This window comes from Rhodococcus sp. KB6 (genome assembly GCF_001445685.1).
GTDB lineage: Bacteria > Actinomycetota > Actinomycetes > Mycobacteriales > Mycobacteriaceae > Rhodococcus_F > Rhodococcus_F qingshengii.
The window spans coordinates 1-21,544 of the sequence record NZ_LNAK01000003.1 but is presented as its reverse complement, the minus strand read 5'-3'; the positions used below and the strand labels follow the sequence as shown (position 1 = coordinate 21,544).

Here is a 21,544-nt window from a genome sequence, read left to right as displayed (position 1 = left end):
AAGGACACTCTCATGCCCGGAATTACCGGAATGGGGACCACCTACAATCTCCCGAACTACGTCGGCGAGCTCTTCCAGCTCTCCACCGAAGACACACCGTTCCTGTCCGCGATCGGCGGACTAACCGGCGGAGAAAACACCGGCTCCACGATCTTCACCTGGCAGACCACCGACCTGCGCGACGCCGACGCAACCCGTCAGCGCCTCGAAGGAGACGACGCACCTGCAGCGAACGGCCGCAACCGCATCCCTGGAAACAACGTGCTCGAGATCCACCAGGAACAGGTCTCGGTCTCGTACACCAAGCAGGGAGCCACTCGTCAGCTCGCAGGCACCGACCCGATGCAGGCCGGAGTCCAGCCCGTCACCGACGAGCTCACCTTCCAGACCGCCGCGGAAATCAAGTCGATCGCCCGCGACGTCGAGAAGTCGTTCATCATCGGCACCTACAACCTGCCGACCGACAACACGACCAAGCGCCGCACCCGAGGCATCCTCGAAGCCATCACCTCGAACGTGGTCACCAACAGCACCGCGGCCGCGCTGACCGAGACAATGCTCCTCGACCTCATGCAGCTCGCCTGGGAGAACGGCGGCATCCAGGAATCGGAGACTCGCACGGTGATCGTCGGCGCCAAGCAGAAGCGCGCACTGACGAAGATCTTCATCGACGGCAAGGGCTACCGGGAATCAACCCGAAACGTGGGCGGCGTGAACCTGCAGACCTTCGAGACCGACTTCGGACGCTGCAACATCATGCTCAACCGCTACATGCCGGCCACGCAGCTCGCTGTCGTCTCCCTCGAAGAGTGCGCACCGCGATTCCTCGAGATCCCCGGCAAGGGGCACTTCTTCGCCGAACCACTGGCCAAGACCGGCGCGTCCGAGAAAGTTCAGCTCTACGGCGAGATCGGACTCAAGTACGGCAACCAGCTCAAGCATGCCAAGCTGACCGGACTGCTCTGATGGTGGCCGTGCGCTCGACGCGCTTCCCCCAGCTGATCGTCTTCGACCTTGGCGTCCGCTTCGTCGACGGCGTCGCCGAAATCACCGACAAGAAGACCCTCGACGCACTCGCCTCCATCGACGGCATCGAAGTTCCCGAGCAGCCCAGGGCGCAGACCGCAGCCGAGAAGGCCAAGGCCAAGAAGGACGCTGAGGCTCAGGCGAAAGCGGACGCCGAAGCCGAGAAGGTCGCACTCGAAGCCTGGCTCGCCGCCGAAGCCCAGTGGACCGCAGAGCAGGCCGCGGCCACCAACGACGAGAAGTGAGGTAGACGCATGGGGCCGGTAGCCATCGACATCGAGGAAGATCTCGCGCCGTTCGTCGCGAACATCGACGAGAAAAAGGCTCGAGCAATGATCGACTCGACTATCGCGATGGCGTCGGCCCCATGGATCGCCCCGTGCATCGTCGAGAACGACTTCAAATACCCAGCGCAAGCGAAAGTCATTCTCGTTGGCGCGATCCTGCGGTGGAACGACGTCGGATCAGGTGCCATCACGCAGGTATCCGCCGGCCCATTTCAGCAGACGATCGACAACCGGTCCGAACGCAAACGCATGTTCTGGCCATCGGAAATCGTCGACCTTCAACGCCTCTGCGGATCGGCTCGCACAGGCCGGGCCTTCACGATCGACACCACTCCCCCGAGAAGTGATGCCTGATGGCTGAATTCTCGTGCACCCTGCCGATCAACTACCGCCGCAAGATCGCCTCGACCGAGTCCAGCCCACGAGGCAACGCGGTCGAGAAGCATGACGACGCCGAACTTCAGCTCGTTCACCTCTGGTATCCCAGCGAAGTCGCAGCGCCAACCGACGGGCACGCCGAGCGCATCGCCTTCGATGCAACCTGCTACCCGCCAACGGATCTCGGCGTCAAAGTCGGCGACCGAATCGAACTACCCGGCGAAGGCTGGTTCCGCGTCGTCGCTGTCTCGAACTACGACAACAATCCGTACTTCGTTCCCGGCATCGTGGACGTCAAACTTCGAAGGGTGGACGGATGAGTGACACCGTCGTACTCGTCCGGCATATCGGCGGCGAAACTGTCTACGACACCACAACGTTCGTCACCGAAAACGGAACCGGAGTACTGCTGATCTACTCCGACCCCTCAAAGCGAACACTCCTCGCGGCCTACAACCCGCAAGCCTGGATCGCTGCCGAGTTCGTGGAGAAGGTGATCGACGATGACGCAGCCGAGGATGCAGTGGAAGCCGAACGCTCTCTATGACGTCCGGCGATCCGGCCCGGTCATTGCCGCCGTAGACGGGCTCGCATCCCGCATGGCCGCGGCTGCCGGAGATGGATTCGAATGGTCCTCCATGCAGGGTGCCCGTCGACCGCAGGGACGTTGGCGCGCGATCGTCTATGCCAAGACGTACGCGGCCCGCAGGAAGAACGCCAACGAGAACACACTGGTGCGAGTCCTCGGGAGCGTGCGATGAACAACCTGATCGTCCCCGCGTCCGCTGAAACCGTTCTCGCAACACTCATCCGGGAGCAGATGCCTGATCACCTCGACGTGTGGGTTGGGACTGAGACCCCCAACCCTCGCGTCAATCCCGGACACACGCTCAAGGTCCGCGTCTCCCGCACCCCGGGCGGCGGGATGGCAACGCACGGCCAAACAGATCACGTCTTCGCGCTGCTCGAATGCTGGGCAGACACCGAAGACGAAGCTGACGACCTCGCCGCGGTCGTTCGCGCGATCATGCGAGCCTCTCGCAGCCGAACGGTTCTGGGCACGTTCATTCGGTCATGGAAAGAGAACTCCGGGCCGTATCGATGGCCCGACGAATCCGGCCAGGAGCGCTACCAATTCACCGGCGAGCTACTCCTGAAAATCAGCTGACCTCAACACATCCCCACCTTTCAAGGCCCGGTGCAACGAACCCTGAAAGGGCACGAATCATGGTTGACACCAGCACGAAGACGTACGTCGCCAACCCTCCGCTCGACAGCGGCGTACTCCACTCCGCCAAGCTCGGAACCACCCTCCCGACGACCACATACGAGGAACTCGACCCCGAATTCCTCGCCAACGACTACGGCGAGATCGGCGACTCCGGCTTCTCCATCAACCGCACACAGACCAAGACGAAGATCCGCAAGTTCGGCGGCGGCGTCTCTCGCGTGGTCACCACCGAGACCGACAACACGGTCAAGATCACGCTCAACGACGCCAACGATCCCGTTGTCCTGCGGGCGATCAACGGCGCATCAAACGTCAAGGTTCACGATCCCGACGAGCACGGCCGGCAGATCACGGTCTACCAGACCGACGACACGCTGCCGATCGAATCGTGGGTCATCGACTCGATCGACGGCGAGACGGCAAAGCGTCACGTCATCGAAAAGGGCCAGATCTACGAGGTCGCCGAGGTGCAGAACGTCCACACGGCACTCACGCAGTACCAGATCACGATCCAGGTGTACGAGTCTGAGACGAACGCACGCCGAGGTGTCAACGTCGTCGAAATCATCAACGACGCCACCAAGGCCGTGGTCGGCCCGCTCGCAATCACCACGACCTCGCTGCCCGCTGGCAAGGTCGGCGATGCCTACGAGCAGACCCTGACCTCCTCAGGTGGCACCGGCGCGAAGACCTGGACCAAGACGGGAACTCTCCCTGCAGGTCTCACGCTCTCGCCCGCCGGCGTCCTGTCCGGCACCCCCACCGCGGCCGGTACCCCGTCGATCACATTCAAGGTCACCGACTCCGCTACCCCGGCAGTCGAAGTGACCAAGGCGATCGTCGTCACCGTCACCGCCTGATGAGCCCACCCGGCAGGGGTTGATTCACACCCCACTGCACCGGGCCGCCCTTGCCGGGTGGCCTCCACGGCCCGGTCGCATTTCTCCCATTGGAACAACTGAAAGGCCTGGTGCAATGGCTGGCTTCGTCTACAACCCCGCAGAGTTCAAGAAGTTCAAGGTCGACATCGTCGACAGTGGAAAGACCATCTCGTACGAACTCCCGCTCGTCAGTCACATTCCTCCCGAGGTGACCGACTACGCCGACGCGATGATCGTTCAGCGCACCAATGAGGTGCAGAAAGTCCGCGACGCCCGCAATGAGAAGCGGCTGCCCATCGTCGGCGCCGATCCCGAAACCGCCTACCCGACCAACCTCGACGCCCTGATGTGGATGCTCGAGATGATCGAACCGGACCTAGCAACCCACATCGCGAAGTGGCCCTACGGCGCCCGGAGCGAGCTCTGGGAACAGTGGCAAGAGGCCTCGAAGATTTCGGTGGAAAAATCCGAAGCCTCCTCCGACTCCTCCGGCGCGACGGAGTAGAGGGGGCGGTCCGCTCCGACCTGCTGGCGATCGGTAGGTCACTGGACGAACTCGGACGCACGCTGTCCTGGCTGGACTTCGACGCCTGGTTGTCGAACCTGCCCGGACGCAGCGCATACCGCCGTCTTGTCGACCCAATGGGTATCTTCACTGACGTCGAGTCCGACATCCAACTCAACCTCACCGACGAAATCCGCAAGTTACGTGCGGAACTCAGAGGCGAAAATCCAGTCGAGTTGACCCCCATTGTCGACCAGATACGTCAAGCCTTCGCTCAACGTGAAGCCGTGAAGCAGGAATCGACCGAGAACGTCACCGACATTCGAACCCGGAAACCTGTTGTGCCGCATCACACGGCCGAGCGAAAACCGAGCAATGCACGCGATCGGATTGCGCAGGCCCAGGCTCGCGCACGCGCCGCCAACCAATAGTCACCACACGAAACGACCGCCCGAGGCATCTGTCGCGGGCGGTCGTTTCGCATATCTGAAGGAGGTGAATCCCATTGACCGAGTTGGGGGTTGGCTACCTTTCGATCGTTGCGGACACCAGCAAGATTCCCGGGCAGGTTAATGCAGCGCTCGGTGGCGCGCAGGCATCTGCAACCAGCACTGGCAAATCCATGGGATCGAAAATCGCCAGTGGTCTCAGCGCAACACTCAAGGGTGGAGCAGTTGCCGCCGGTGCAGTTGCCGCAACAGCGCTCACCCTCGGCATGCAGCGTGTTACGGCGATCGACGACGCCAAGGGCAAGCTCGCCGGTCTCGGGCACACCGCCGAAGGTGTCACCACCATCATGGATTCCGCCCTGGCATCCGTGAAGGGCACGGCATTCGGAATGGGCGACGCGGCAACGATCGCAGCCTCCGCAGTGGCCGCCGGCATCAAGCCCGGACAGGAGCTGACCAAGTACCTCAGCCTGACCGGAGACGCCGCCACGATCGCGGGGTCCTCACTCGAGGAAATGGGCTCGATCTTCAACAAGGTCCAGACCTCCGGCAAGGCGTACACCGACAACCTCAATCAGCTCTCCGACCGCGGCATTCCCATATTCCAGTGGCTCGCCGACGAATATGGCGTCACGCAGGACGCCCTGTCGAAAATGGTCAAGGAAGGCAAGGTCGACGCCGAGACCTTTAACAAGGTCATCGAAGAAAACATCGGTGGCGCCGCTCTCGAATCCGGCAAGACACTCCGCGGCTCATTCGCGAACATGAAGGCTGCTCTCGGTCGCGCCGGCGCCGAAGTCATCACCCCATTTCTGCCGATGATGAAAGCCGGACTCGCCAAGGTCACGGAGTACACGGACAAGGTTGCGCCTGTACTCAAGGCTGGTGCCACGAAGGTCGCATCTGGACTGACGGACATGGGTCGGGCATTCCAATCCTCGGGCGCGTCCATCGACGGTCCGGCGAACAAAATGGAGAAGTTCGGCGTCAAGGCCCGCCAAGTCGCGGACGGACTCAAAGGTGTTTGGTCGATCCTTGCGGACGGCAAGTTCACTGGAAGTGCAACAACATTCGGATTGTCGGAAGACTCGAAGGCTGTCGACATCCTGTTCAAGATCCGCGAAACCGCTATCGGCGTCAAAGACATCCTCTTCAAAGGTGACTACACGAACCCGATCTGGGGACAGCTCGAGGATTCCAAAGCCGTCGACGTCCTCTTCCGAATTCGGGAAGGCGCGCAAGCACTCTGGGACGCCATAAAGTCGCCATCCGGTGAGAAGTTCACGACGTTTCTCGACACAGTCAAGGGCACCGGCGGCGAGGCTGCAGGCGCGATGGGCAAGGTCGAAACCGGGGCGAGCACGCTCACGGGTGCCCTGAAGTCCGTCGGTGCTGCAGCGGCAGGTGGGGCCACAGCCCTTATTGGGCTCGGCGGCGACACGGCAACCGTCGCAGTCGCAGGCATCAAAGCCCTCGGGTCAGTAATGGGATTCTTTGCCGACCACACCGGGCTCGCCACCGCCGCCCTAGCCGGGCTCGCTGCAGCATTTGCGATCTCACAGACTGCCCAGACGGCATTCCACCTCTCGCGGGTTGCGAATGCGATCATGATGCCCGCCCAGATGCTGGTCCAGCGTCAGTTGACCGCAGCGTTGGTTGCTCACACTGCAGCGCTGGGTCGACACACAGCGGTCGATACGGCCGCTACAGCCACGACCCTGCGTGGAGCCGCGGCTGAGCGCATTCGTGCCGCGGCCACAAGCATCAGCAGTGCCGCGACCGTGTCAGCCACTTCCACTCTCGGGGCATATGCGGCCGCCCAGCGCGCAGCGGCCACACAGTCTGGAGTGTTCGTCGGCGGGATGCGTCAGGCCGCTGCGGGAGCCGCTACGTTCGCCGGGCGCATTCAGGGTGTCACTAGCGGGGCTTTGAACGGAATGCGGTCAGGCTTGCAGCGGGTCGGGTCAATGCTCGGTCCGGGTGGCCTATTCACGGTCGGGCTCATGGCCGGCGCTGTGGCCATCGGCGCTTTCATCTCGGCGTCAAACACGATGGATCGCAACCTCGAAGAAAGCCGCAACTCCGCTGCCAAGTACGCGAAGTCGATGGTCGACTTCCGCTCTCAGCTGAACGACGCCTTTATGGAGTCTGGCGGCACAGTGAACACCGGCGTCAAGTCGGCCGTATCCAGCCAGATCCAAGCTGTCGAGGACGACCTTGATGCCGCTGCGAAGCGCATGCCCAGCAAGATGGGGTACGTCACGTCCTTCGTAAACGAGGTATTCGGACTCGACCGCAACAATCAGCTCAGTGACGCAATGGGATTGGCGGATGCAGCCAAGGACGCAGAGAAGGCCCAGTCTGCGCTCGACTCACTGAACCTGAGCCAGAAGGATATGGCAAACGCCGTAACTGGAACCGAGGCTCAGTGGCGGCGATTCTCTACCGCACTGAAAAATACTGGCCCCGACGGTGAAATCGCCCTGGCGAAGTTTGCCGACATGCGAGCCGAGTTCATCGAGTCACAGTCCACAGCAGGTCAATTCAAAGCGGCGCTTGACGACATCAACTCTGGCGCAGTCTCGGCCGCATCCGGCGTGGACGGTCTTACGGCCGCCATGAATCGCCAACTGAAAGATTCGATGACGCTGGAGGATGCACAAGCAAATGCAACACTGACTCTCGACCGATTCGCCCAGGCACTGAAGAACACAGGCTCTGAGGCGTTTCTCGCTTCAGGGCAACTCGACCTGAGCACGAAGTCTGGTGCCACCCTGCATGGGGAGATGCAGAACGTCGCGTCTGCGTTCTTCCAGGCTGGATCTGCCGCGAAACAGCATGCGGTAGAGGCAAAGATGAGCAGTGGAGAGGCTGCTGATGCTGTCGAGGCTGCAGGGCAGCGTATCGTCGACGACTTCATTCGCCAGTATGTGGAGGCTGGCAGAACTGAGGATCAGGCTCGCGCAGTTCTGGCTCAGTACGGTCTGTTTCCAAAGGAACTGCCGACCAAGATCTCGCTGACTGGCGCCGACGAGGCGCAGGCTGCAATCAACAACTTCATAGCCGCAAATCAGGATCGAAAGATCCTTGTGGACATCGTCCAGAATGTCGTCGCCCCACCGAGCGGCCCATCAATGCCAACCACTCTTGGCGAAATGTACGGGGTCCCCGGCGGATACACCGGCATGCGGGTTCCTGGCTACGAGGGTGGCGGGAAGCTACCCACCACCGGGCCCGGAACCGACACGGTGGATGGCATTCTCGCCGTCGACTCGTGGGGCATTCCAACCGCGCGCGTCAACCGGGGCGAGTGGGTAATCAATGACCGCTCGTCCGAGAGATACCACCGCGAACTCGCGTCGATCAACGCAGGCACGTTCCCGAAATTGCCTGGTTATGAGACGGGCGGCGTTGTCGGTAGCCGAGATCTGACCAACTTCGTTACCGGCCGCATGCCTGGCGTGAAGCCACTGACCGGCGATCCGTACGTGTTCGGCGGGATCAACTGGGGCGACTGCTCGGCAGCAATGTCGGCGATCGCTCGCTTCGCCGTTGGACTCGCACCATTTGCAGCTCGGTTCGCAACAGGAAACATGGGCGCAGCACTCGCGGGCATGGGCTTCCTGTCGGGGCGCGGCAATCCGGGAAGTTTGCGATTCGGCTGGTACAACGGCGGACCGTATGGCGGCCACACTGCCGGAACCTTGCCTGACGGAACCAATGTCGAGATGGGTGGCAGTTACGGCGGCGGAATGGTCGGCGGATCGGTCGGTTCGAATCACTCGAGCTTCACTGATCATGCCTACTTGCCTATTACGGCCAGCAGTCCGCAGCGGCAGCGGGTACGGGAGGAGTGGACCGAGAAGCAGCAGATCGAACTCCAGGCCGCTGAAATTGCGCTCCGCAAGGCTGAAGAGAAGCGCACCGAGGTAGAGGAGGCGGTCGCCAAGGGTGAGAAGACTCAGACCGACCTTGCCGACGCGAACAACAAGGTCGACAAGGCGCAGAGCAAACTCACTGAGCTGCAACGCAAGAAGGATGGCGTTCTCAGTGGTGAGAGCAACGCACCGGCACCTCAGGCGCCTGCGCTCTCCCGGATGTTCACCGACGCCGAGGTAGAGCGAATCGACGCTCAGCTCGCTGTGCAGTCTGCGAACGAGCGTCGTAATGAGGTCTACGACAATCCCGAGTCAAGTGATTACGACATCGACAAGGCCGACGCCGAGCTTTACCAGGCGGAGAAGGCGTTGCGCGAGCTCGGCATGCCGAAGGCTGGTGACGGACCGACGACTTGGTCCGGCATTGCTGGAGACTTCGCTAAGAATGCAGTCTCCGGCCTTGTTTCTGACGCGTTGGGCGTCTTCGGAATCCCGGACGAACTTCCGCCTGCCGTTCAGGCGCTGCAGATGTTCGAGAAGGCGCAGCAGACCCAGGCGCCCTACCTGATCGAACCGTCCGCCGATCAGCGGGCAATGGGCGCGCAGGTCACCACCTCGCCGTCGATGATCGCCCAAGACAGCCCGGCGATCTACAACCCTGCCGAAGGTATTGCACGGTGGGGCGATTCGGTCGCGCAGGGGCAAGACGGCGTTGCTGCACTTCTCGAAGAGATTGAGCGAATCCGCACTGGCAACCGTTTCGCCAAAGGTGGTCCGGTTGGTGGTCCGGGTGGTACCGACAACGTGCCTGCGTGGCTTACCAAGCGCGAGTTCGTCGTCAATGCGCTCGATGCGAACGCCGGCGAGAATCCGGCGATCTTGCAGGCCATGAACAACGGCGCACGACTCTCGCTCGGCCAAGGCGGCCAATCCGGTTCGACGTACATCTTCAATGGCGTCGCCAATGTCGAGGAAGGACTTCGGCAATTGAGAGTCAAGGAAAAGCAGGAAGCTGCAACGCACGGTTGGGGGATTCGATGAGCGATCTGCTCCTGTTCGAGATCGAAGCCCCCAATGGAGCCCGGGCCGTGATTCATGGTCCGGGCTCCGGCGCTCAGGGCATCGAACTCGACGAAGACCCCGAGGGTTACTGGGAAACGCCAACGACCACGATCTGGACCGAAGGCGCCAGGCAGGAAGGCGGAACCTACAACGGTTTCCGCCACAACATGCAAGACGTCATTCTGCCGGTGCATATTTCGCCGACCGATGACATGTCGTGGCAGCAGGTGAAGTCGCACTGGTCGGCGATGTGGGAGTTCGATCGGATCACCTACCTCGTTGCCACGTCATCGTCGGGCATTCGGCGTCTCGGTCTCCAGAAGGTCGAGACGCCGAAGTTCAATCCGCGCAATGATCCTGGCCGTAATCGGTACGGCCACATGGTCATGACCCTTCGTGCGGGTTGGCCGTTCTGGGTCGAGAAGGACGAAGTCGACGTCTTCCAGTCCAAGGTCGGCGCACTGAAGGGGCATGTCACGCTGGCGAATCCAACGAACCGGCCGATGTACGTCAAATGGGTCGTCGATGCCCCGCAGGGTGGCCAGGTGACGTTGCCGGACTTCTCGTGGATCACCGACCCCGAACACGAGGACTACATCTGGCGTGGGCGCGTCGTCGACGTGCCCACGCTCGTCCCTGGGGAGAAGCTCGTCATCCGCACGTACCCCGACGAGGAGACGTACGAGTCGAACATCAACCCCTTGTTCTGGGCGCGGGCGAACTCCAAGGAGTTCGAGTTCGCAGTCCCTCCACACACACTCCCAATCGAGGTACCGATCGAGTGCACGGCGCCGAACATGACTGTGGCCGTTTATCAGCCACGTCACTGGACCATGGTGATGGGTGGTGAAGAATGACCGCCCCACTGCTCGACAATCCGCTTCTGCACGACCAGGAGCTGATGGATCGCATGCAAGCGATCCTCGACGACTCCGAACGCAAGAAGGAGAACCGCGCTCGACGTCGCCGCAAGCCTCCACTGATTCGCCTGTGGGACGGCGATATGAACTATCGCGGTCGCGTCTCGGTCGAGTGGGAAATGGCGGTCAAGTGGATCAAGAACAACTCGGGTCCCGGCCGGATCGTGCTGCCCGCCAACCACTATCTCGCCAAGTGGGCGGTCGATCCGTACGGGCGCGCGAAGCAGAACGTCCATATGACCGTCGACAAAGACGGCGCCCGGTGGGGTGGCCGGTTGCAGCAGGCTCGCCGAGCTGCACCGCGCGATGGGAAGAACTTCGTCGAACTGCAGTTCCTCGACGACTACGAGGAACTCAAACACCTTCTCGTCTGGTCGAACCCGTTCCTGCCGGCCATCATCCAGTTCCCGCGGTCCTTCGTTCTCGCCGGTCCGTCGATCTACATGCTCAAGCTGGCACTCTTCCTCAACATCATGCGGATGGAAGGCAACTGGTGGGCACTTCCTGACGACCCGATGGACCCAGCGCAATGGGGCCAGGGTCTCGACATGTCGAACTGGAACATGGTCGTCAAACCCGGCTCACTACTGGGTGATTCGTCGCCATGGACAGTGCTGTCGAGTCGGTTCAAGTACTGGCACGACATGGCCGAGCCGACCCTCGGCGATGCGCAGCTCATGGTCACCACCCGGCGATACCTGCAGGGCGACCCTCCCCCATGGCCAGGCGCGAATCTGCGTCACGGCACGATCGTCTTCGACGTCGTCGACAAGTCGGCCTACTGGGACGAGACCTCACAGGGCGGCACGATCTGGGATGGGCTCAAGCGGACCGTCGTCAACCTCGCGAGCAACCTCGTCGACGAGACGCTCGCCGAGGTCATCGACCCCATCGACCCGTACAAGGACGTCACAGGTAGCTCGATCTGGACGTACCCGCGTGCGCCGTATGTCGTGTACCGCGAAGGCCGAATCTCCGGGATGGAAGTCTCCGACTGGTGCCACAAGCACGGCGGCTCCGTCCAGATGGTCACCGGTGGCCACTCGTTCCCCGGCGTCGACGAGGGAATCTCGGCAGCAATCCAACTCGGGCTCAACAACCTCGGGCAACTGATATTCCAACCAACCCTCGGCACGATCGCCGACACGTTCCTCAAACCGATCTACAGCGGAACCGTAGCGGCATGGGTGTCGGTGAAAAGTCCTGTCCGAGCACTGAAGTACGGGTGGTCGCACTACCAGGAAGACATCGTCTCCGGCGGCGATCGGGCGTACACGCTCAGCTCGATCATCAAGATCCGCGAAGGCTTCTGGAAGTCTCGGCCTCGCATCACCCACCGCATGGAACTCGCGGACGGTCGGCCATATCTCATCGGCGACAACGGTCAGGGTCACTTCTTCCTCGGTGACCGCATCGGCTCCACGCTCAAGGACGTCGGAAAGCGCGGCCAGATCTACGTCGAGCAAGTCGCCGAGATCGAACTCGTCTGCGACCGCGGCCAGAACAAATGGAACGCCATCACCGGCGAACCCGAAGACCTCGAATCACCCACCGCGCGCGGCTTGCGTCAAATAGCGAACCTCGCCGGCGCAGCGCATGACCTAGGAGTGATCTGACATGGCAATCCCCACCCAGGCCACCGCCAACATGAGCGACCCGGAAGAGCATGTCCTCTGGGCGCTCATGGGCTCGATCACCACCCCGGACGGCGACGCCCTGATCACCACCGAGGAGTGCCTGCGCAAGGCGTCGTCGATCCTCACCCGCGCGGGGTATCGACATCACCCCGAGCTGCAGGAGATCAAACAGATCATTCCCGGCGGAATGGAGTCGGTGCATTGGATGGGCGTCGGGGCGGTCGAGTGGGTCGACATCGACACTCCTGACCCGGAAGTGGCGCCTGCACCGGTCAGCGATGCCATCGACCTCGACGCCATGTCTGGGTCCGACCTCATCCGCTTGGCAGAGCGACTGCAAGAGCGCGGCGTCATCCGGCCACCCGAAGACGCTGGGCCGACAGAGGATGTCGCGCAAGTCCGCACGATCGAGGTGGACTACTGATGACAGCACCGAATCGGCCGTATCCCGAAGGTGCGTACGGCAAGCGCGGCACGATGCGCGGGTACCAGGACATCGACGAGGCCGAAGCCATGCGTCGAATGCGCAAGCCGATCGACGATGCGAACAACACCGCGCACGGGCGATTGTTCGGCGGACTGTTCGGGGGATTCACTGGATTCGGGCAACTGCTCGACGACCTTGCGAAAGCCTTCCGAGGCGACGGCATATTCGGCCCAGGGCCACTGAAAGACATCCGAGACGGTCAACTGGACTACGCCTCCCGAGTTGATCTCCTCGAAGGAGTCCGCGGGTACGGCGCCGCGTACATGACATCCAATCCCGCGGTAGTCGCCGGGGCTACCAGGATGCCGTTCAATGCCCAACTCGGACCATTGAAAGGCGTGCAAGTCCTGGCGGCCGGTGGATTACGACTCGAATCCGAAGGGCTCTGGCAGATTTCGGCGACCACGCTCGCAAAATCCACACCCTTCGGCGGTGGTGACGAAACCGTGATGTACCTGTCGGTGCGTGAACCGGGCGGTGGTGTCATCTTCTCCGAGATTCCGGACGTGAAACGTCCCGGTGGATCTCGACTCACGCACCATGTCACGGCGCCATTCGTCATCCCGGAACCGAACTTCGAAGTGCACGTCTGGGTTACCTCGGCGAAGTGGCGGAACTTCGCCGGCGGAACTTGGTACTCGCGCCTGTCTGCAATCAAACACGACAACAGGGTCGTCGCCACGGGAACGCCCGACTACCCAGACGATCCGATCAATTAACTGACACAGAACTTTCCTAGGAGGAGACATGACCCTGTTCCGAACCGCCTATGGCAACACTCGATCCGAAAATGGGTGGCGCATGTGCACCCGCGCCGCGTGCGAGCGAATCCTGGTGCCCGGCGCAGACAATCAGTACCTCGCCGCAATGATCGTCCGCTCCGGACCATCCGAAATCGTTCTGCGAGCGTGGGCGATCTGGTACCACCGCAACGTCGAACGACTCGACCTCTACAAGGCCGGCGTCGGCGACGACTGGGGCTGGTCCGAGAAAAACGACGTCGGCGACTCGAACCATCTCTCTGGTACCGGCCTCGACTTCAACGCCACGCAGTACCCGATGGGTCAGCGGCGCATGTCCGCAACCATGGTCGCCAAGATCAACGAAGGCTTGCGGCTATTCGAAGGCAACATCTTTCACGGGCGAAATTGGAACCGCCCGGACGAGATGCACTTCCAACTCAACCGCGGCACGGCATCCGGCGACGGCGGATCCGCGAAGCTCATTGCTTTCGCGAAGCGCCTCGAAGCTGGATACCTCGGACTCATTGCAGGTACTCCGAACCCCACACCGGTGCCCACGCCGACGCCTGTGGCTCGTCCGACGCTTCGACGTGGCTCGACCGGCGCGGACGTCGTGTACCTGCAGGCCCTACTCAACCGGATGTTCGCGAGCTACTCCAAGCTCGCAGTCGACGGGGATTTCGGTCCTGCTACCGAATCGGTTGTGCGACAGGTGCAGAGCCGATCGAGCCTCGCCGTCGACGGCATTGTCGGCCCGGACACCTGGCGCGCGGCAGGTGTCCGGTGATCGCCCTCTCGATCGCTGCGGTCATCGTCGGCACCGCAGGCGTAATCCTCTGGGCCGCTTGCCGATGGGCACGCGGCTACGACTCCATCACCCGATCCGACCACTACGAACGAAGGAACTACTGATCATGGCTGAATCCGACAACACCATCACAGTCGGCGTCGAACTCGTCGGCGCCAACTCGATCGACACCAAAGCCTTCTGGCTCGACCTTCTCGACCGGACCGGGAAGACCTTCATCCAGACGTTGCTCATCTTCCTGGCCGGCGGGGCAACCATCGTGTCCGTCTCGTGGACTACGGCACTGTCCTCGGCCGCACTCGCAGCACTCGTCTCGTTTTTGATCGCACTGTCGACGTCGACGGCGATCACGTCAGGCAATTTCGCGATCGACCTTGCGGACCGCGTGGGACGCACTTTCGTCAGCGCGCTCGTTGGCGCCATTCCCGCAACGGGCACACTCTCGGATATCAACTGGCCTGACGCGCTCACCCTCGCAGCAACGGCAGCGCTCATATCTGTGCTGACGTCTCTGGCCTCGAGCAACCTCGGACCCACCAAGGGTTTGCCGTCCCTTGCGCCCGTCAAGCCCGATCTGATTGCACTCGATCCGATCGAGAGCGCCGACGAGACCGAGTATCACGGCGACGACGGCAGCTATCTCTCCTGACCCACTGACCCAGTAAGGGGGCCAGTGATGGTCCGAAGAATTGCCCTCGCAATCCTGGGTGTCACATCCGTAGTCCGGGGATCGTCGTACATCGGTCCGCGATCCCCGGACTCGTCACCCGCTCAACTCGCGTTCGTGGACCACCTGATCCCGCTGTCCTGGTACGCCGTCGGCTGGATAGTCACCGGTGCCGTTGCTCTCGTTGCCGTCTTCTGGCGGCGACTGCAGCCGATCGGATTCGGGTTCGCCATCGCCTTCAATCTCCTGTGGGCCGGCAGCTTCATGCTCTCCCAAGTCTTCCTGCACATACCGCGCGCCTACGTCTCGGCGACGAGCTACATCGCCATCGCCGGTCTCGCCATCTGCGTTGCCGCACTCAGTGAACGCTCGCACCCCCCGGAGATTCCCCAGGGGGTGGAATGTCGCCCCTCGGAATGACACTCGCTGGCATCGCAGCAACGATCCTCGCAGGATTGTTCGGATACCTCGGTGCCCGCCTGGCGCGAGCGTCATCGCGAGAGTCCAACACGACCGACAACTGGGCGGAGATGTTCAAAGCCAACGAGGCGCAGCTCGAACGAATGCAAGAGTCGATCGAGAAGCAGGATGTCAAGATCGGCCAACAGGATGAGAGAATCAACCGGCTCGAGAACATGCTCCGCGACGAGCAGAAGCGCTTTCGGCAGGCCATCGCCTTCATCCGAGATCTGTTGCGCTGGATTGAACACCACGTGCCCGGACAACAGCCGCCCACTGTTCCCGACTCACTGAAAGAGGAGGTGTGACCCATGGTCGCACTCAAGATCAACCTCGCCGACGTTGGCGGGCGGCCAGTCTCGTCTACCCGCGCGGTGTTCCTGTCCGCGCCCGCGCATCGTCCATCTGTCACGGTCGACGGACGAGTTGTGACAACGACGCCCTACCCCGTCAACATCGTGAACGGCCTTGCAACCGTCACGGTTGAGCCGGGCGAGCTCGTCGTCGAGATCCGCAGCGGCCTAGCTGATTCGACGCCCAAGCGCGTCACCGTGCCGAGTGGCGTCGAGGAGGTGACACTGGACGATCTTCTTGAATCCGCGTACGTCTACGACCCGCCTGTAGTGTCGCTCGTCAAACAGATGCGCGACGAAACCGTGCAGGCTCGCGACATCGCAGTCGCCGCAGCCGAGAGTGTCGGGCACATCGCCGACGACGTCGAACAGATCGCACGGGACCGAGCAGCGGCCGAGCTCGCACGCGACAAGTCGATCGAGGCACAGGGGCACTCGGAGAGCGCCGCCGGTTCTGCAAGTGACTCGGCAACCAATGCCGGGAACTCCGCCCGCGATGCGAAGGACTTCCGCGACGGCGCCGAGGAATTCGCCACCGCAGCGGACGGAAGCGCCACCGCGGCCGGCCAATCCGAAGAAGCCGCAGCGCAACACAAGGTTGCTGCCGAGGCCGCGTCTGAACGATCCGAGCAGATCGCCGCCGGAATCCAGGACGTCGCCGAAGACGCCGCCCAGGTCGCCGAGGATCGTCTGGCAGTTGAATCCGCCGCCTCCGCCGTCGCAGCCGACCGCCAGACCGTCACCGATGCGCGCGACGTTGTAGTCGCGGCCAAGGGTGACGTCGAGCAGATCCAGACCGACGTCCATCAAACGAAGACCAGTATCGAGAACACGGCCAACCTGGTCGATCAGACTCTCGAGCAGTACGGCGCCCAGTTCGTCACCGAACGCGAACTGTCTCAGCAGGCAGTGACGGACGCGACGACGCAGGCTCAGCGGGCAGAAGACGCGGCCGAGGGCATCATCGCTGGTTCTGTACTCGACAACGCGGTCACGACACCGAAGCTCGCCGACGAAGCTGTCACGAAGGCGAAGACCTCGCCCTCCGTGCAGACTTCGCTCGGCAAGGCGGACACCTCGGTGCAGGAGGGCGACTCTCGTCTGACTGATGCACGTCCACCGACCGCGCACTCTCATCCGGTCTCGGACGTCACCGGCTTGCAGGGCGCACTCGACGGCAAGGCTCCGACGGCGCACACCCATACCGAAGCTCAAGTCACCGGTCTGACAGCGAAACTCGCCGCTAAGGCAGATCTCGACGGCGCGGGCAAGATCCTCGCCGCACAGATCCCAGCAGTCGCCCTGACTGACTTCCTCGGCGCAGTCGGAACCCAGGCCGCGATGCTCGCCCTCGTAGGGCAACGCGGCGACTGGTGCACCCGCACAGACCGCGGCACCGACTGGCAACTCATCGCCGAACCCTCATCCACCCTGGCAAACTGGCGCGAGAAGACCTATCCCGCGTCACCGGTCTCGTCTGTAAATGGCCGGACGGGAGCGGTCGACACGTCCTCGGCCGACATCACCGATGCCACCACCGTTGGCCGCAACGTAATGAGGGCCGCCGATGCAGCGACCGCACGCTCGGCAATTGGCGTCGATGCACCGACCGATACGCGAACTCCCGCGCCGAATTCCGTGACCGTCGCGACGATGGCTTCAGCCGCGAAGCAAGACACTCTCCGATTCGGGCTTTGGTCGGATACCCGCAAGGTCGGCATCGGCGACGGATTCGCACCCGACGGGTGGGAATTCACCTACCCCGTCGTGGTGACGGGCTGGAAAGTACAACTCGGTACCGCGGACGCAGCAGGCGGCAGTCCGACCGTCATTCAGATGCAAAAGAACGCGGTCGACGTCGCCAGCGCGAGCGTCAGTGTTGCGGCCGGATCGCGCACCGGTTCTGTGACAGGAGCGTTCGCTTTCGCGGCCGGGGATGTGCTGACGTTCAGTCAGACCGGCATTGGAACGACGCCCGGCAAGCGAGCGTCGATCATCTTGTCGATGACGAGGGCCTGACATGTCGATGTACTGGTTCAACTCGGGGTCAGTCGATCTCGTGCCGCAGATATCGGCCACCGTGTACCACTTCAAAACCACGGGCTCCACGCTGACGTTCAACCTGCCACCGGCCGAAGTGGGTGACATACGGATCGCAGCGGTCGCTTCGATCCGCGCCTACGTCACTACCCGGCCGCCTACCGGGTGGGTCACCATTCAGGACAATGGCAGTTGGTCCAACAACAATCTGTTCGTTTTCGGCCGGGCCAAGCAAACAGGCGATTCCGATGCGGTGTCCTGGGCCACCGCCGGATACGACAGCGAGTTCATCGTCTTCGTGGCGGTGCTCCCCAAGGTCGCCCCGGTGCCGAACGCTTCCGCGAAATCCGAAGGCACAGGGCTCACATGGCCGACTCCGGCGGTGACGACGACCGTGCCGAATTGTCTGATCTTGCGGTACGCAGTCAGTTCCGGCACAGGAGTCTCAGAGATCTCCTGGGGTGGCGACGTCGAGTCTGTTTTCTCGTACACGATCACAGACAAATTGACTCTCAGTGCCGCAATTCAGAAGGCACGAGACCCCGGCGTCTATCCGGCAGTCAATGCCGGGCAACCAGCGAGCCGACGATTCTCGACGACCACAGTCGCAGCAGCGCCGATCGACTGACCGAACATGGCAGAGCCCCCGACCCTTCGAGGTCGGGGGCTTGTTGTCGTTTGCGGGGCTCACCGACCGTGAGACTGCGAGCGCACTGTCGGTGAGCCGTGCGCACCGAACCGCTGTTTTGCAGTGCGCAGTTCTTGGGGCCCGCCCCCGGGGGAATGACACCCGGAAGACGGGCCGATGCGGCCGACCATGTTACCGACATCGAAAAGCCGCAAATACTGTGTACCCGTCGATAGAGACGCCAAACTTGAGCACGGCGAGATTGGGCGCTTTCTTTGTTCCAGCACAACCGAACTCACCCACGACTTTACATCTTCAAAGTGTAGACAAATGATTATCGAACATGTAAAGTAAGAGTCACAACAACAGAGAGGAGGTGGGTGGATGACCGAAAGCCGAATCGCCCTGATAGTCGCGATCGCAACACTGATCACGAACATCTGGATGGCAATCCAGAATCGGGAGCCGAGGAAGCGAGGCAGACACCGGAAGCGGAAACGCTGACCTGAGACGGGACCGGAGTGAAGGAGACACCCCGGTCCCACCTCAAGGGTCCACCATAGAAGTCAACACAGCAAGGAGGCGCACATGCTTCAACGGAACTACGACATCGTCGCAACGATTAGCAGCGCTGCCGTCCTGACGATTCTCTCGGCCCCGTGGCCGCTCTGGATCGTCTGGGGCGGAATCGTGGCCTACCAGGTGCAGAATCGAATCCGGTTCCGCCATGCGTAAGCCTGGGATCTATTTGTCTCGGGTGCAGGTCGCCGAACGTATCGGCGTTCAGGCCGGCGCGCTGTCTCGGTACAAGTTGCCCGAACCTGATGTGATCATCGGGCCGGTCAACGACGACGGCACCATCCCCCGCGGTTCCGTGCGCGGCTGGCTACCCGAGACGATCGACAAGTGGAACGCCAACCGCCCCGGCCGCGGCAAGCGAACTGATCTTGCGCACTAGCCCCACAACAAAGGCCCCACCTCATTGCGAGGTGGGGCCTTTTGTTGTCTGTGGGCGAGCCTGCAACCAGGCTCAATATCTGCGGTTTCGTGCGCACGCAGGTCATAAACTACGGATCCCGATCGAGTTGTCATTTTATGACGGCGAATGAAACACCGAGCCCGTCACAGGGGTAGGCCCGTGACAGGTCGTCGACTGTGTGATGTACTGAAGTTGCTAGCTGATCCGGTCGCATGGCCGAGGTAGGTTAGCCGTCAAGGGGCCCCTCGAAGCATTGCTTCGGGGGCCCTTCTTCTATGCAGGGAAGACGTAGAGCCCATCACCACGCGATGGCGACACTGCAGCAACCCTGACATCGCCAAGTAGATCCCACATCAATTCATTGCAAATCAGGTTCGTTCGTCCATTCCGCGGGAGGACTTTGACTGCAGCTGCATATGCCGCGATATCAGCGAGTTGAATGAAGTATGACTGCTGCGAGTCCCGAGGGGCCGGGTCTTCGATAATCAGTGGAGCGCTGGTTCGCTCACCCGCGGCGGTCCAGGTAAACTTCCTAAATCGGCGGACAATCTTTCGAATGTCACCGTCCTGGCCGTTGTCATGGATCAACAGAACTGGAGCGCCGGTGCTCTCAGTCCGCTTTCGTAGCCGCTCAAGAAGGTAGCGCCAAGCCATATCCAGGACGTCGACATCCTTCTTTACCAGCTTGTCCTTGCGAATCACAACCGAGAACGTGCCTGACGACAATCGCTCGATCGCGCGCATGTGCATCTGATAAATGTCACGCAACTGACCATCGCCCAACCCGAGGTCGCGGTAAACCTTCTTCGCTCCAACAATGTGGTTCGCCTTGGCTTCTTGTCGAAGAAGGACGCCGTACTTCCTTTTGATCTCGCGTCTCATTTTGACCAGATAGTTGAGACGATCATCCCAATCATCCATGGGAATCAGTACGCATGTCAGCGTGAAGGTCTTCGACCCACCACTCATGCCCACATCACCAGATTCGTCGATATAGGCAAATTCTGAGGTCGGCGATTGGGCCGACAGCTTCATGCGTTTGAGGGTCTCATGGCTGAGCGGGTGGCTCGCAATGCTAGTCATGCGCCACTGCTCGACGCATGCCGCGTCCACCGGGTACCGTCGTTCACGTCGACACTTCACCTGTCGGCCGGGCCCTGGGGATGTTTGCCGCATCTGCCGGGGCTGATCTTTATAGTGCCGAAATCATTGCATGCATCACGATTGGACCCTGAACCGGACTGCCCGGTATGGGAGCCGAAAGAGCGAGTGGGGCTTCGTTGTCTATGCGGGGCCGAGCTGGTCTTCCCTTACCCTCTCGGCCCCGCGCGACAGACTGTAGGTGAGGGCACCGACAACACTCGTATCAACAATGCCCCCACCCTCCGATCGCTGGAGCGTTGGGGGCATTCGTCGTATTCGCAGCGACTAGCTGAGTGACATCTGAATTCCGGCCTTCATCTCTTCACCCGTGTACGTCATCTTGTTTCTCGCTGCCACCTGCACCGTGTAGAAGTCCTCACCGCCAGGAACTTCCGCGGTAAACCTGAAGGTACATGTGAAATTATCCTTCGGGCGACCCTGATTCAGCTTCGTCTTTACGAGCGGCTCCCCCGACTTGTCGGAGATGAGAACCGAGACGCCTTCCCTGATGTCACTGAATCCATCCTTGCCGACACATCCACCACGCTCGTCGATGTCCGGCCGGATCATGACTTGGTTCAGCGCAAGCATGCCCGTGAAGTCGATCGGCTCCGCCTTCTCGGGCTCGCTAGAACATCCGACCAAAACCAGGGCGGTAACGGCGAATACCCCCACGCGTGTCTTCTTCATGGGGGTATCAAACCAGAGGTGGCGCTCATAACATCGAACTCGGTCGGTTCAAACTCCACTGCGACCCCAGCGAGCGGACGTCCGGTCCCGGCCTGGTCCCGACTCAGCGATGCAAACGCTGAAAAATACGAGAACATCGCAAACCGTGAAACAATGTCAGACCAGCAGCAATGCCGAACTGCGACAAACACTTCGAGAGATGTGAAGATTCTCGACATCTTCGAGGGCACCCAGCAGATCCAGCAGCTGATCGTCGCACGCCGCCTGCTCGGAAAGTCGTCCGCCGAACTGAA

General features: G+C 61.7%; 26 protein-coding genes and 1 pseudogene. 25 read left to right on the top strand and 2 right to left on the bottom strand.

The genetic code is table 11. From position 1 onward, the window contains the following. Positions 1-12 precede the first annotated feature (12 nt). From ASU23_RS00330 to ASU23_RS00225, 24 genes are all read left to right on the top strand, one after another. Complete coding sequence (locus ASU23_RS00330; protein WP_058036887.1) at positions 13-966, top strand: DUF5309 family protein; 954 nt, start codon at positions 13-15, stop codon at positions 964-966. A gap of 8 nt (positions 967-974) precedes the next feature. Then, positions 975-1,271 carry a hypothetical protein gene (locus ASU23_RS00325; RefSeq protein WP_172826972.1) on the top strand — a complete coding sequence of 99 codons (297 nt, stop codon included), beginning with the start codon at positions 975-977 and terminating at the stop codon, positions 1,269-1,271. 9 nt (positions 1,272-1,280) lie between these two features. Continuing rightward, the gene (locus tag ASU23_RS00320) at positions 1,281-1,667 is read left to right on the top strand and encodes a hypothetical protein (protein ID WP_058036885.1); all 387 of its coding nucleotides are present in this window, start codon (positions 1,281-1,283) and stop codon (positions 1,665-1,667) included. After that, the gene (locus tag ASU23_RS00315) at positions 1,667-2,011 is read left to right on the top strand and encodes a hypothetical protein (RefSeq protein ID WP_058036884.1); all 345 of its coding nucleotides are present in this window, start codon (positions 1,667-1,669) and stop codon (positions 2,009-2,011) included. The genes ASU23_RS00320 and ASU23_RS00315 overlap by 1 nt, the downstream gene beginning before the upstream one ends. Beyond that, complete coding sequence (locus tag ASU23_RS00310; RefSeq protein ID WP_058036883.1) at positions 2,008-2,238, top strand: hypothetical protein; 231 nt, start codon at positions 2,008-2,010, stop codon at positions 2,236-2,238. The genes ASU23_RS00315 and ASU23_RS00310 overlap by 4 nt, the downstream gene beginning before the upstream one ends. Beyond that, positions 2,195-2,452, top strand: coding sequence for a hypothetical protein (locus ASU23_RS00305; protein WP_082661268.1), 258 nt, complete (start codon positions 2,195-2,197; stop codon positions 2,450-2,452). The genes ASU23_RS00310 and ASU23_RS00305 overlap by 44 nt, the downstream gene beginning before the upstream one ends. Continuing rightward, positions 2,449-2,859: a hypothetical protein gene (locus tag ASU23_RS00300; RefSeq protein WP_058036881.1), complete on the top strand. Its 411-nt coding sequence runs from the start codon at positions 2,449-2,451 to the stop codon at positions 2,857-2,859. The genes ASU23_RS00305 and ASU23_RS00300 overlap by 4 nt, the downstream gene beginning before the upstream one ends. Positions 2,860-2,918: 59 nt before the next feature. Further along, positions 2,919-3,782, top strand: a complete 864-nt coding sequence (locus ASU23_RS00295) for an Ig domain-containing protein (protein WP_058036880.1) — start codon at positions 2,919-2,921, stop codon at positions 3,780-3,782. Positions 3,783-3,897: 115 nt separating this feature from the next. Next, complete coding sequence (locus ASU23_RS00290) at positions 3,898-4,308, top strand: hypothetical protein (protein WP_058036879.1); 411 nt, start codon at positions 3,898-3,900, stop codon at positions 4,306-4,308. Then, positions 4,236-4,739, top strand: coding sequence for a hypothetical protein (locus tag ASU23_RS33695; protein ID WP_156423033.1), 504 nt, complete (start codon positions 4,236-4,238; stop codon positions 4,737-4,739). Before ASU23_RS00290 ends, ASU23_RS33695 begins: the two co-directional genes overlap by 73 nt. A gap of 74 nt (positions 4,740-4,813) precedes the next feature. Further along, positions 4,814-9,676 carry a tape measure protein gene (locus ASU23_RS00280; RefSeq protein WP_058036877.1) on the top strand — a complete coding sequence of 1,621 codons (4,863 nt, stop codon included), beginning with the start codon at positions 4,814-4,816 and terminating at the stop codon, positions 9,674-9,676. Beyond that, positions 9,673-10,554 (top strand): hypothetical protein, encoded by an 882-nt coding sequence (locus tag ASU23_RS00275; RefSeq protein ID WP_058036876.1) that lies wholly within the window; start codon positions 9,673-9,675, stop codon positions 10,552-10,554. Before ASU23_RS00280 ends, ASU23_RS00275 begins: the two co-directional genes overlap by 4 nt. Further along, positions 10,551-12,233: a hypothetical protein gene (locus ASU23_RS00270; protein WP_058036875.1), complete on the top strand. Its 1,683-nt coding sequence runs from the start codon at positions 10,551-10,553 to the stop codon at positions 12,231-12,233. The genes ASU23_RS00275 and ASU23_RS00270 overlap by 4 nt, the downstream gene beginning before the upstream one ends. Position 12,234: 1 nt before the next feature. Then, positions 12,235-12,678: a DUF2744 domain-containing protein gene (locus ASU23_RS00265; RefSeq protein WP_058036874.1), complete on the top strand. Its 444-nt coding sequence runs from the start codon at positions 12,235-12,237 to the stop codon at positions 12,676-12,678. Next, the gene (locus ASU23_RS00260; RefSeq protein WP_058036873.1) at positions 12,678-13,460 is read left to right on the top strand and encodes a hypothetical protein; all 783 of its coding nucleotides are present in this window, start codon (positions 12,678-12,680) and stop codon (positions 13,458-13,460) included. Before ASU23_RS00265 ends, ASU23_RS00260 begins: the two co-directional genes overlap by 1 nt. 28 nt (positions 13,461-13,488) lie before the next feature. After that, positions 13,489-14,271: a peptidoglycan-binding protein gene (locus ASU23_RS34585; RefSeq protein WP_082661267.1), complete on the top strand. Its 783-nt coding sequence runs from the start codon at positions 13,489-13,491 to the stop codon at positions 14,269-14,271. Beyond that, the gene (locus ASU23_RS35055; RefSeq protein WP_301336394.1) at positions 14,268-14,396 is read left to right on the top strand and encodes a hypothetical protein; all 129 of its coding nucleotides are present in this window, start codon (positions 14,268-14,270) and stop codon (positions 14,394-14,396) included. Before ASU23_RS34585 ends, ASU23_RS35055 begins: the two co-directional genes overlap by 4 nt. Before the next feature lie 2 nt (positions 14,397-14,398). Continuing rightward, complete coding sequence (locus tag ASU23_RS00250; RefSeq protein WP_082661266.1) at positions 14,399-14,941, top strand: holin; 543 nt, start codon at positions 14,399-14,401, stop codon at positions 14,939-14,941. Positions 14,942-14,968: 27 nt separating this feature from the next. Further along, on the top strand, positions 14,969-15,379 hold the full coding sequence (locus ASU23_RS00245) for a hypothetical protein (protein WP_058036871.1): 411 nt from the start codon (positions 14,969-14,971) through the stop codon (positions 15,377-15,379). Next, positions 15,376-15,726 carry a hypothetical protein gene (locus ASU23_RS00240; protein WP_156423032.1) on the top strand — a complete coding sequence of 117 codons (351 nt, stop codon included), beginning with the start codon at positions 15,376-15,378 and terminating at the stop codon, positions 15,724-15,726. Before ASU23_RS00245 ends, ASU23_RS00240 begins: the two co-directional genes overlap by 4 nt. 3 nt (positions 15,727-15,729) lie before the next feature. Then, positions 15,730-17,790: a hypothetical protein gene (locus ASU23_RS34420; RefSeq protein WP_058036869.1), complete on the top strand. Its 2,061-nt coding sequence runs from the start codon at positions 15,730-15,732 to the stop codon at positions 17,788-17,790. A gap of 1 nt (position 17,791) precedes the next feature. Next, positions 17,792-18,439 (top strand): hypothetical protein, encoded by a 648-nt coding sequence (locus ASU23_RS00230; protein WP_058036868.1) that lies wholly within the window; start codon positions 17,792-17,794, stop codon positions 18,437-18,439. A 588-nt stretch (positions 18,440-19,027) separates the two neighbouring features. Further along, positions 19,028-19,174 (top strand): hypothetical protein, encoded by a 147-nt coding sequence (locus ASU23_RS34115; RefSeq protein ID WP_172826971.1) that lies wholly within the window; start codon positions 19,028-19,030, stop codon positions 19,172-19,174. After that, a complete protein-coding gene (locus ASU23_RS00225; protein ID WP_058036867.1) occupies positions 19,167-19,397 on the top strand; it encodes a hypothetical protein in 231 nt (76 codons plus the stop codon). The genes ASU23_RS34115 and ASU23_RS00225 overlap by 8 nt, the downstream gene beginning before the upstream one ends. A gap of 294 nt (positions 19,398-19,691) precedes the next feature. Here the strand turns inward: ASU23_RS00225 and ASU23_RS00220 are convergent, their stop codons facing one another. Both ASU23_RS00220 and ASU23_RS00215 read right to left on the bottom strand, forming a co-directional pair. Further along, the gene (locus ASU23_RS00220) at positions 19,692-20,501 is read right to left on the bottom strand and encodes a DUF3800 domain-containing protein (protein WP_156423031.1); all 810 of its coding nucleotides are present in this window, start codon (positions 20,499-20,501) and stop codon (positions 19,692-19,694) included. A 345-nt stretch (positions 20,502-20,846) separates the two neighbouring features. Beyond that, positions 20,847-21,251, bottom strand: a complete 405-nt coding sequence (locus ASU23_RS00215; RefSeq protein ID WP_058036866.1) for a hypothetical protein — start codon at positions 21,249-21,251, stop codon at positions 20,847-20,849. A gap of 192 nt (positions 21,252-21,443) precedes the next feature. On the opposite strand from ASU23_RS00215, the pseudogene ASU23_RS35050 reads away from it, so the two are divergent. After that, positions 21,444-21,544, top strand: a pseudogene (locus ASU23_RS35050) (acyl-CoA dehydrogenase family protein); the annotation flags it as partial.